Source organism: Acetivibrio sp. (genome assembly GCF_035371925.1).
GTDB lineage: Bacteria > Bacillota > Clostridia > Acetivibrionales > Acetivibrionaceae > Hungateiclostridium.
In genome coordinates this window covers 1-11,176 of the sequence record NZ_DAORXT010000091.1, presented here as the reverse complement: position 1 = coordinate 11,176, position 11,176 = coordinate 1, and the positions used below count along the sequence as shown (strand labels likewise).

Genomic DNA, 11,176 nt, shown 5'->3' with positions numbered 1-11,176 from the left:
ATATTATAGCATTGGCTTTTAACTTTATCTGCTTTTTTATGATAAAAACCACAACCAACTTTCCTAATTCCCTTATTTTGTATTTGTCTTTAGCAGTTATATCCATATATCACAACTATCGTCCCTTACTGCTCAACGGAATCATCGGTGTGGTTATTCTAAATTATGCACTTTTTACAAAACCGGCATATGCCAGCGTCGACCGCTTTTCTCCCAATGCCTATTTCATATTATGCATGTTCGCTTTAATCGCCCAAAGCCGTATTGGTACTCAAATGCTGGCAAAAATCAGGCAAAGTGCCATTGAGGCAGAAAATTCAAAGAAAAAAGCGGATGAACTGTTAAAAGAGGTTTCTCATACGGCAGAAATACTTAAAAGATCAACTGTGAGCCTTCAGGAAAATGCAACATCCACAGGTACCATATCAAAAGAGCTGGTATCAGCTTTTAAAGAAATATCCGTTGGGATTGAAACCCAAGCTGCCAGCTTCAACGAAGTTTTGCAGGCAATGGAGGATGTGGCATCCACTGCCCAACAAACAGCAGATGCATCATCCAATATGAGCCAAAAATCCAAAGATACAACAGAAGTAACCAGAGAAGGGCAAGAAAAAATGAAAATAATGTCCGAACAAATGCAGGAGATAGACCAATTTGTTGGCACTACATCCGAAGCTATTGGCAAAGTAAATGAAGAAAGCGTTAAAATCGACAATATTGCTTCTATGATAAAAGAAATTGCCGACCAGACCAATTTACTTTCTTTAAATGCCTCGATAGAAGCAGCAAGGGCAGGAGAAAACGGTAAAGGCTTTTCTGTTGTCGCCTCTGAAATTCGAAAACTGGCGATAGATTCCCATAATGCTTCGGAGCAAGTTAACATAAGCATCAAGCTTATACAAGAAAAAATTCGCCAGGTGAACAAATTGGTCCAAAATGGACTTAAAATAGTTGATTTTGGCAAACAGTCAGTAAATGCGGTTGAGCAGTTATTTGATCAAATCAATATAAATTCTGAAGAAGTATTAAGTCAAGCCGAGTCGCTAAGCATTATAAATGAACAGCTGCTGCAATCGGCTCACAAAGTTGCTGAAGAAATGAAGACAGTAGCGGCCATATCGGAAAAATCATCCGCTTCCGTTCAAGAAGTACTTGCCAATGCAGATGTTCAGCAAAGCCAGGTTGGAAGCATGATAGAAAGTATCGGAGATCTGACTGAATTAGCGAAAGCTTTAGAGGAGGATATCAAGCAGTAATTTATCTTTCTGTTTTTACCTGTGCGCCCTTTTAAAGCCCATCATCGCCAGCATCTCATCTTTATCCAAAGCACCAAAGGCAAACATCAGCAAAAAGCCAACCGCAATATTTCCGAGAATGGTAAGCGTCACTGTCCAAGACGTACCAAGATTAAATATTGTAAAGAAGCTCTGTACGTATTTACCGATTAGAAGCATTATTATACCCACCAAACCCGGCTTTATTATCCAATTCCTAAAGTCCAGCGCCATTCCTGTTGTTTTAATTACTGTTGAAATGTCCAGTATACATATACATATGGAGCTTACTACCATACCTGCAATATATCCCGCAATTCCATATGCAGGAATGCAATAAATAACAAAAACTATTCTTATTACATAACCTACAATAGAATTTCTAAGAAGAATTCCCTGCTTTCCGAGGCCGTTTAATATACCCAGGAGAGTCTGCTGAAGATAAATAAATATTCCGGTAAATGAGAGAAGATATAATATATGTCCGATGTTTTCCTTCCTGTAAATCAAGTCACCTATTGTATCGGGAAAGAGCATGAACACAGCCGAAAATACAAATCCCAGTATAAAAGTAAGCTGAATTGACTTCGACATCCTGTAGTTAACGGTTTTGTAGCTTTTTACGGACATTGCTTCCGAAATTGCAGGGACAAGAGTTGTTGCCAGGGCCGATGTCACAAGAGACGGAAAGAAAATCAACGGCATAGCCATTCCCGTAAGTTTTCCATATTCCTGTATACTGCTCTGGTAGGTCATGCCGCCTAAAACAAGCATTCTCGGAATTAAAATGAATTCAACGGTGGACATGATGGAAGTAATAAATCTGTTGAAAGACACGGGAATTGATATCTTTACGATTTCCTTAACTATAGTTCGTTTTCTCATAAAACCTTTTTTCGAACTACTTAAGGAAGCTCCTTTTTTCCCGAATTTATATACAACCACCAAAACCAAAAGGTTTGAAATTTCACCCACTGCCATTCCGACAGTGGCAAGAGCGCAGGCGTATTCCAGTCCGACATTGACAAAGTACCCCGCCATCGCCATAACCAAAACTGTCTTCACAACCTGTTCCACCACTTGCGAGCACGCAGTGGGCACCACATCCTGTATTCCGTAAAAGTAGCCCTTTAATGCGGATGCAGCTGCAATCACCGGTATGCACGGTATTAAAAGAAGCATGGAGTAATATGTCCTGGAGTCCTTCAGTATAACATTGACTATAGGGTTTATAAAAACAAGTATCAGCAAAGAAACCGCCAAACCCGCCAATAAGACAATAGCCAAGGCGCAGCCCGTAATCCTCCTTAAGTTGACCCGGTGACCTTTTGCCATCTCCTCTGCCACCATCTTTGAGACCGCTATTGACACTCCTGAAGTCAAGGTAAGAATAACGAGGGAATATACAGGAGAAATAAGCTGAAACAACCCCATGCCTTCCGAACCAATAAGGTTTGAAAGATATATCCTATAAATAAAACCAATTATTTTAACTATAAAACTGGCTATCATCAGAATGATAGCACTGCCTATGAATGATTTTTTGGCCATTTTAGTCCTGAATTATAATAAATTGTCCTGATTATTATTATTTTATAATTCAGAAACTTATGACCAATATTATAACAATTCAAAACTTATCCCCTTTGTCTTCTTTTGAGGCGTTCCGCTCTTCTTTCCTCTGCCTCTTCAAATTCTCTCTTCTCTTCTTCCGTTTCAAGTATCAGCGGCGGAACCGGGGTCGGTTTTCCTTCACTGTCTAACGCGACAAATGTAATATATGCCTGATTGGTAAGAATAACACTTCCGGTCTTTAAATTTTCAGCATATGCATTTACTTTGACCTCCATAGAGGTTGTACCCACCCAGGTCAATTTGGCTTTGAGCATCACCAGCTCCCCCATGCGTGCGGGATGCCTGAAATCCAGGCTGTCTAATGCCACCGTGGCTACAATCTTGTTTGAATGCCTTGACGCCGCCATGGCACCTGCTATATCAATCCAGTGCATAAGTCTTCCGCCCAGGAGATTTCCCAAAAGGTTGGTGTCGTTGGGCAGTACCAGCTCGGTCATTTCCACCTGAGACAATCTGGGGGGCTTGCCCGCAAAGTTTTCCTTGTACTCCTTAGATATATCATGCATTTTGCATATCTCCTTTCGAAATCAAAAATTATCTTTTACTTTCGGACCATACGAAATAATATCAAAAAACGGCATCTAAAATGCCGCCTTTAAGGATTTCAAAATTTATTTTTTGAAAACTGTTATAAAGTTATTCCCACAGAATTAATAAGATAGTTCAATCTCTCCCCGTCAAGTCCTTTATTTATCTGTATTCCTTCTATGCTAAGGAGCCCCACGGGATATACGGGAACCTGGAATACTTCTTCGAGATATTCCTTGAGACCTTTTAACTGCGATCCTCCGCCTATCATATAAATTTTTCCTATTTTTTCACCGTAACATCTTTTTTCATAAAAATCAAAACACTGAAACATCTGCCGCACAATCTCGTCAATAACAGATTTGATACTCCTGTAAATTTTCTCCTGTTCTTCATCGGCATTTATTCCGGAAAAATCAAGTCCCTGCATCTTTTTAAGTCTTTCCGCCTCTTCGATTTTCTTACCGGTATTTGCTGCAATGGCCTCATCAATATTGCTGCTTCCTCTTAAAATAACCTTGTTGAACTCCAAAACCCTGTTCCTTAATACATTTACTATTGTAGTCTCCGAACCAAAATCAATAACCGCAAAAGTATTCTGGCTAAGCTTGCTGGATCTTTGCTTTTTAAACCATGTCTCACTATCGGAAGCAATAATCTCTCTGTTAAAAAACTTTGCAGCACTGTTGGCGGGAATATCCACCGATATGGGCTTAAGCCCCAGTTCTATCAAGATGTCAATATAGCTTTGTATAATACTTTTTAAGACAGCGGTAACAAAAACCTTTATTTTATCGATTCCATCCTCCCTAAATTCTTGCAAAACTTTATAATCTATCTGATGTGCATCCAGGTCTATCGGCATACTTTGGGAAATGGTTGTTCTGACAAGATGATTCATATCTTCTCCGGGAATCTTTTCAACAACAAAAACACGGGAGATAATATTGGTACCGGACATAACAATCTTTGCATTTTTGGCTTTGGTATTAATGTTTTCCATTACCTTCCTTATCTCATTGGTAACACTCTTGACATCTTTAATCGCACCATTCTTGATAGACCCTTTTGGAGTAGAAGCTATACCGAAATTTTTAATAAAAATCTCATTATTCCTGCTTAACTCCACTTCAACAATCTTTATATTCCTAAAACCGATGTCAATACTTAGAAGGTTGGTTTTCATGAAAGGAATTGTTACCATTTTATCTACTCCTTAAGTATTATTAAGATGACCTATATGATTATATTATCATCCATGTATTTTAAAATCAATATTTTGAAATAATTAAGTTGTAAAATTGTAAATATAGTATATTTTATGAGCCTGTTTTTTTGCATTATTACATATTGGATTCCAAAAGTTCGTTAAGTATGTCACAAACTTCATCCTGGGTTATTGCTTTAAATACCTTTTCCTTAACACGTGAAGAGTTGTACATGCCCTTTACATACCAGGCAATATGCTTTCTCATTTCCCGAACTCCGCATTGCTCTCCTTTAAGCTCAACGAGCATTTGCATATGCCTTTTTATTATGTCAACTTTTGTTTTTACCGATATATTTGGATCCAATACGTCCTTCGAACCTTCAAGATACTTTATTATCCTGTTGAAAATCCACGGATTCCCCTGGGCACCCCTGCCAATCATTATAGCATCGCAATTTGTCTCATCAAACATTTTCTTGGCATCTTCCGGCGTAAAAACATCTCCATTTCCTATTACAGGTATGCTGACGGATTCTTTAACCTGTCTTATGATGCTCCAGTCCGCCTTTCCGCTGTAAAACTGTTCCCTTGTCCTTCCGTGAACCGCAACTGCGGCAGCTCCGTTCTCCTCGGCTATCTTGGCTATTTCCACTGCGTTGACCCTGTTTTCATCCCATCCTTTACGTATCTTAACCGTAACGGGTTTAACGGATGCTCTTGAAACCTCCCGAACTATTTTTCCGACCAAATCCGGCTCAAGCATTAACGCACATCCGTCACCGTTCTTTGTTATCTTTGGAGTTGGGCATCCCATGTTTATATCAATAATACATGCATCAGAATCATTTAAGCGTTCCGTTACTTTTGCCATAATATCGGGATCCGAGCCAAAAATCTGAAGTGCAACTTTTCCCTCTTCGTCATCTACTGCGGTAAGCCTTTTTGTCTTTTCGTCATTATAGTAAATTCCTTTTGCACTTACCATCTCTGTATATGTCAACCCGCATCCCTGTTCCTTACATAAAAGCCTGAAGGGAATATCGGTTATACCTGCCATGGGAGCAAGAAAAATATTATTGTCAAGGGTAACATTCCCTATTTTCATATCCTTCCTCCTTTATCTTAACATTTTAACGCGAATTTGTGAATATCCTATGACAAAAACAAGCAAATAAAAATCGTTAATATATTCCATAAAAACTGCAAAAAAAAAAGATTAAAGCTTTAATCTTCAATTAATCTTATTATAAATATGCCTTATAAAAATCTCCACAATATTTCGGAAATTATTATAAATTCTTTATACTATTTATTGCAACCTTATGTCACAACCTTATTTCGCCCTGCTATTTGCAGAAATAATGTTTGCTTGAATTGTTCCTCGGATTTAAAATAAAGGAATGTATCCCGTCATTTGCGGAGAAATGTTTATTTTTAACAGCAATATTTGCATTAAAAATTTCATCCAGTTGAATCTTTGTATTCTTATCCAGCTTGGAAAATTCAACTTTGTAGTTAAAACCATCAGATAAGGTTTCTTTCTCCGTAATGCATCCCTCTACTCCAAATTGAAAAGCTGTAAGCATACTGTACACATGCAGGTCATAGTTTAAAATCTCTCCGACATTAAAATCTTTCGATGAGTAAAATTTGAGTCCCCGGGTTGAGATGTCAGTTACTTCCACTTCATGCCACCGTATTCTGTCACGGCTGACAGAAGCCGTACAAGTTGTGGCATTGCCATAATAGCTGTTCGTCAAATTTTGAATACTAATCATCAGAACTCCCCCTTGAATTCTGGTTTGGATTGTCCAATATACATTGTTGAAATGCACAACATCGTAAGCTATTCTGAAAAATACAGCGATTAACTTATATTCAAAGCGGGTACTTTCTACTAATACTATTTTACCACATTTTAAGGATTGTGTCGAGGGTAAGCTTCTCTAAAACTTTGAATTTTAATGGCTTTAGAGAATTTGGCGTCCCGGGCAGGAATCGAACCCGCATCAGTGGAACCGGAATCCACCGTCTTATCCATTAGACTACCGGGACATTGATGAGATTCTGTCATCTTAGTATTATAGTATATTTCTAGTCTATTTACAACTGTCATTTACAACTAAAATGTAAATGAATTTGTCCCACAGCAGTCAAAATCACTTATAAAGCGTAAAAAACCAATTGCTTATCATAAATCCCAGAGCATATCCCAGCATGGTTGTCCATAAGTACGCAATAAAGAATACCAAAGTTTTAAGCCTTTCATCAAACTCGTAAATCGCATTTATACCTCTCGACAAAATCGCAGAATGCCACAGCGGCGTAATCACGGATGTAACAAAATAGGCTGCAAGGCTCAGAGTTTCCGTGCCATAAGGTCCAAGCACAAGCCAATAGAAAAAAGCATTCACCGGAACCACCGGAAAATGCGAAACCACATATACTTTCATAAGTTTTATTAGCTGTCCGTTTAAATTCTTTATTCTTTCCTTTACTCTAAAAAACTTAAATATATCAAACAACGGGAGCGCAAAAAACACCACATCTATAAGGCCTATCAAAAGAACAAAACCAATAGTAAGGGAAATATTAAATATCAGCGCCGATTGCGTCTTCCCGAAGAAATACCCAAATAGTTCGGTGCCGAGGGCAAAGCCTACATCAATAAAACCCAACAGTATAATACCCGGGTACAGCGTCTGAATGTTATCCGATATCTTTTTATAAAACGACCTTGGAAACAAAAGCAAATCCAATAAATTATTTCTCAGCACAATGAAACTACCCCTTAATCTTTTCTTCTTTTTTAATAATACAACTCAGCACCTGTAAAAGCAATCCTGAAATTGGAAGCTCAAAATTCTTACCCGGGTCATTACACTATTATATTTTTTATACACCATTTTCACATTAAATCATAAAAATCTTGAGACCAAAAAAACCAGCAAGGCAATACTGCCAATTAACGCCATGTTTATTACCACATTGGGAAGCCGAAATTTCATACGGCACGGCTTTAACTTTATTTCAGTGCGGCAATCGACTTGCGAGCCATACCTTTTTATATAATTGTTTATTATTTCTTCTGCTTCTTTCAAAAGGTGCTCATTCATTTTTTCCCTATCTTTAGATAAAATCTTTTTAAATTTCCTTCCGTTTTCTTCAGGATTGCCTTTTAAAATCAGTATGGCCTCTTCAATAAAGTTTGATGCTATATTTCGAATTACAACTACTCTTTTTGTGTCATCACACACCATAATACTCCTCCGAAAATATGTATTCAGAGATAGTCTTTCTCAAATCAGTGTAAATTATACTAAAAAATATTGATTATCGCTTCCATACTTTTGCCACCAGCACAGTCATATCGTCCACAGGTTTGTTTGTACACTTCGAATGCGCCTCAGCCAATATAAGGTCTGCAATTACCTGGGGATTTATACTGTCAATGCCTTCGATGAATTTTATCAAATTCTGTTCTCCTCCTTCTTCGAGCTTAAAGGAATCAACAATTCCATCAGTAACCATGATTATAAAATCTCCGTTGTCTGCATTTTTGCAAACCAGCTCCGTTTCTATGTTGCTGAGTATCCCTGCCGGAAGAGATACGGTTCTTACAACTTCCACCCTGTCCTGCCTTTTTATAAAGGTTGGAGCAGCACCAATCTTTACAAACTCGATTTTTCCGTCATACAGATCTACAGCCGAAAGGTCAATGGTCGCAAAAGAGTCATCATCGGACTTTAATACAAGTATTGAGTTTATGAGCTTTATTGCAGTATCCTGGTCAAAGCCTGTTTCCATAAACTGCTCCAAAAGACTTATAGCTACCTTGCTCTGGCTTGATGCCGCCTGTCCCGTGCCCATACCGTCGCTCAAAGCCAAAATGTATTTTCCCGCACCGGTGTTCATAAAGGAATAACTGTCCCCGGAAATTTGATTTTCATATTTCGAGCTTCTTGCCATACCTGTTGTTATCTTAAAAACCTCTTCCTCCACCAGTTTGAGATTGCATATGCCTGTCCTGTGATTATGCATACATTCGTTTTTGTCCCGTATCATTCGCTTACCCATGACAGAGGATGCCAATTCTTCAATAAAATCAAGACATTTATTTGCTCCGGCGCAGCCTTTATGAAAAATAGTCACTTCATATTTTCCCCATTTGTTCTCATATACCACCACATCATGTGCCTTTATTCCCCTATTCCCAAGTTCGGACAGCAATGCATCCTCCATATCGGTTCTGAACTTGACTTCACTGTCAATTTCAACAGCCAGATTCGCTATAACCTTCGACAGTCCGTCCAGTTGCTGAGATATTAGCCCTCGGCTTTCTCCCACCCTGTTCTTCCATACCATATCGACTTTAAACAACTCATATACACTGTTTACTTGTCTTACAAACTCCCCTATTCTTTCGCACCTTTCCATAAAATAATCCGGTATATCGCTTTCGTCAATCCAACCCTTTCTCTCAAGATTCTCAACTATTTTAAACATCACCTGATATGTATTGTAAAAATTCCTGTCCCAGCAGTGAAGGCACAAACTGCAATCCTTGCACACCTTGTCCGCCACCCTGTCAAATAAGGATGAAATGTCCTGTTTATTGGTAACCATTTTGGTTTGAGATATCTCACTGAAGGTTTTTGAAAGCTCCTGAAATGCTTTTGCGAAATTACTGAGCCTTTCCACCGTAAGTTCCTTTAAACGCTGACTGTAAGAGGCCTTGTCATTAGAATCTGTTGCCTCTAAAGCAAAGGAGCCCAGTACCTCTTCCATGATTTTTTTAGGAACAACCACAAACATAAGTGCGGCGGGAATTATATCCTTAATATGAATAAGCACTTCCGTTGAACCGTTTATGTATAGAGTCAGCACCGCATTGGCAAGTACAAAGCCCACGGCAGTCCCGGTCTTTCCAAGATTTCTAAACAAACCGGCCATCAAACCGCAAAAGGCATAGGAACCTATAACCACAGGTGTTGCAGGGCTGCTCAAATTAATTACCAGTCCCACAATAACACCAACAGCCGCTCCCACACCCGGGCCTGCTCCAAAGGTCAACAGAAGTACTGCAAAAATTCCCAACACATTTAAAAGAGATGCACCGAAAATATTTATTCCTCCCAGCCCCGACAAGGAAACAGCCGCTATCATTGCAACGCTTATCATTTCTTCGTTTGTCAAGGCTCTTTTTTTCTTTATTCCTTCTATAAGCGGCACAGCGCGCCTAAATATGTATATCATCGAGAATATCAGCACACTATTAAACAAACTCATTAGAGCATCATACATTAAAAATCCTTGCAGTCCCACAAGTATAATCTGCGGAACAGCAACACATATTAGACCCATTACAGAATGTTTAAGGTCTTCTTTTTCCGTTGAATTCTTCAATAGTTTGCTAAGTACAGTGAAAAGAACCATAAAGGACAAGGCCGTATAAAGCTCTTTGCGGGCACCGCCCGTTGCCATTCCGATTACCACTGCTGCTGCCGTTACAAGTCTGTTTGCATTAGATGTAATTGCCGCTGCATAAAAAGCAAGGCCGAAAGGCATAAGACCTCCGAATAAAGATACTCTTCCGAGAAGGAAACTTAACAAAAAGAATACAATATTGCTTTTTGAAGCTGTAAGTCCGGATAAAATTCCTCCTCTTGTTTTGCCATACATCCTTTCCAAAACATCGTTTTTTTGAACAATCTGCGTCTTCATCTTTTGTAACCCCCATACGAAATATTTTTTTGTGAAAAACTTTTTTGCGTAGCTTGCAGAACCGATTATAAAATAGTGCCCAAAAAATCTATGTCGATTTTGGTAAAGAGAATTAAAAATTAATTTGACACCTATTCTCAAAACACAACGGAGGATTACATCAGATAAACTTTTAGAAATATAAATGAAACTTTTCATCAAAGTAAATTTTCTAGATAATAATGTAACATTTCGTCAAAAACTTTTTATTTTAAAATAAATATTTTTTAATTAATAATTTTTGGCCGCTTCAATGCATATAAAAAAAGCTCGGGACATCGAGTCCCTTCGATTTTGCCTCTTTCATTTCATTCCAAGAGGCCAAATAAAAACGGCTGTACAATACTGTACAACCGTTGTGGTGGGCACTATAGGGCTCGAACCTATGACCCCCTGCTTGTAAGGCAGATGCTCTCCCAGCTGAGCTAAGCGCCCGAAAATATGGTGACCCATAGGGGACTCGAACCCCTGTTACCGCCGTGAAAGGGCGGTGTCTTAACCGCTTGACCAATGGGCCACATAATGGTAGCGGCGGTCGGATTCGAACCAACGACACTACGGGTATGAACCGTATGCTCTTGCCAACTGAGCTACGCCGCCATATAAAACACTTTTCATCGTGCTGCAACTAAAGTAATCATGTCCAGCACGCTTTACTATTTTAGCAATAGACAAATAAAATGTCAAGTACAATTTTAATAAAAGTTAATGTATTTTAAATTGCAAGTTTAATTGCCTTACAAAATCTTACAGAACCCTGTTTTAA

9 protein-coding genes and 4 tRNA genes are annotated in these 11,176 nt (G+C 38.7%); 1 reads left to right on the top strand and 12 read right to left on the bottom strand.

Going from position 1 to position 11,176, the window contains the following annotated elements:
- On the top strand, positions 1-1,256 hold a 1,256-nt coding region (locus tag PLH43_RS11160; protein WP_324363097.1), incomplete at its 5' end, for a methyl-accepting chemotaxis protein.
- Between the two features lie 15 nt (positions 1,257-1,271).
- Here the strand turns inward: PLH43_RS11160 and spoVB are convergent.
- The 12 genes from spoVB to PLH43_RS11100 form a co-directional block, all read right to left on the bottom strand.
- Positions 1,272-2,825: a stage V sporulation protein B gene (gene spoVB, locus PLH43_RS11155; RefSeq protein ID WP_324363095.1), complete on the bottom strand. Its 1,554-nt coding sequence runs from the start codon at positions 2,823-2,825 to the stop codon at positions 1,272-1,274.
- An 86-nt stretch (positions 2,826-2,911) separates the two neighbouring features.
- Complete coding sequence (locus PLH43_RS11150) at positions 2,912-3,415, bottom strand: acyl-CoA thioesterase (RefSeq protein WP_324363093.1); 504 nt, start codon at positions 3,413-3,415, stop codon at positions 2,912-2,914.
- A 122-nt stretch (positions 3,416-3,537) separates the two neighbouring features.
- Positions 3,538-4,641: a pilus assembly protein PilM gene (pilM, locus tag PLH43_RS11145; RefSeq protein WP_324363091.1), complete on the bottom strand. Its 1,104-nt coding sequence runs from the start codon at positions 4,639-4,641 to the stop codon at positions 3,538-3,540.
- 139 nt (positions 4,642-4,780) lie between these two features.
- Entirely contained in the window at positions 4,781-5,752 is a 972-nt protein-coding gene (gene dusB, locus PLH43_RS11140) for a tRNA dihydrouridine synthase DusB (RefSeq protein WP_324363089.1), read from the bottom strand.
- A gap of 241 nt (positions 5,753-5,993) precedes the next feature.
- Positions 5,994-6,425, bottom strand: a complete 432-nt coding sequence (locus PLH43_RS11135) for a PilZ domain-containing protein (protein WP_324363087.1) — start codon at positions 6,423-6,425, stop codon at positions 5,994-5,996.
- 202 nt (positions 6,426-6,627) lie between these two features.
- A tRNA-Arg gene (locus PLH43_RS11130) sits at positions 6,628-6,702 on the bottom strand.
- A gap of 104 nt (positions 6,703-6,806) precedes the next feature.
- Positions 6,807-7,424, bottom strand: a complete 618-nt coding sequence (locus PLH43_RS11125) for a hypothetical protein (RefSeq protein WP_324363085.1) — start codon at positions 7,422-7,424, stop codon at positions 6,807-6,809.
- 141 nt (positions 7,425-7,565) lie between these two features.
- Positions 7,566-7,907: a hypothetical protein gene (locus PLH43_RS11120; RefSeq protein ID WP_324363083.1), complete on the bottom strand. Its 342-nt coding sequence runs from the start codon at positions 7,905-7,907 to the stop codon at positions 7,566-7,568.
- Between the two features lie 73 nt (positions 7,908-7,980).
- Entirely contained in the window at positions 7,981-10,371 is a 2,391-nt protein-coding gene (spoIIE, locus tag PLH43_RS11115; protein WP_324363081.1) for a stage II sporulation protein E, read from the bottom strand.
- A 398-nt stretch (positions 10,372-10,769) separates the two neighbouring features.
- Positions 10,770-10,845 (bottom strand) — tRNA-Val (locus tag PLH43_RS11110).
- Positions 10,846-10,852: 7 nt separating this feature from the next.
- A tRNA-Glu gene (locus tag PLH43_RS11105) sits at positions 10,853-10,927 on the bottom strand.
- A 6-nt stretch (positions 10,928-10,933) separates the two neighbouring features.
- Positions 10,934-11,010, bottom strand: a tRNA-Met gene (locus PLH43_RS11100).
- Positions 11,011-11,176 lie beyond the last annotated feature (166 nt).

Bases quoted from the DNA above. Each gene is read 5' to 3' on its own strand.
- PLH43_RS11150 (WP_324363093.1), bottom strand. From the start codon at position 3,415: ATGCATGATATATCTAAGGAGTACAAGGAAAACTTTGCGGGCAAGCCC.
- spoVB (WP_324363095.1), bottom strand. From the start codon at position 2,825: ATGGCCAAAAAATCATTCATAGGCAGTGCTATCATTCTGATGATAGCC.
- dusB (WP_324363089.1), bottom strand. From the start codon at position 5,752: ATGAAAATAGGGAATGTTACCCTTGACAATAATATTTTTCTTGCTCCC.
- PLH43_RS11135 (WP_324363087.1), bottom strand. From the start codon at position 6,425: ATGATTAGTATTCAAAATTTGACGAACAGCTATTATGGCAATGCCACA.
- spoIIE (WP_324363081.1), bottom strand. From the start codon at position 10,371: ATGAAGACGCAGATTGTTCAAAAAAACGATGTTTTGGAAAGGATGTAT.
- PLH43_RS11120 (WP_324363083.1), bottom strand. From the start codon at position 7,907: ATGGTGTGTGATGACACAAAAAGAGTAGTTGTAATTCGAAATATAGCA.
- pilM (WP_324363091.1), bottom strand. From the start codon at position 4,641: ATGGTAACAATTCCTTTCATGAAAACCAACCTTCTAAGTATTGACATC.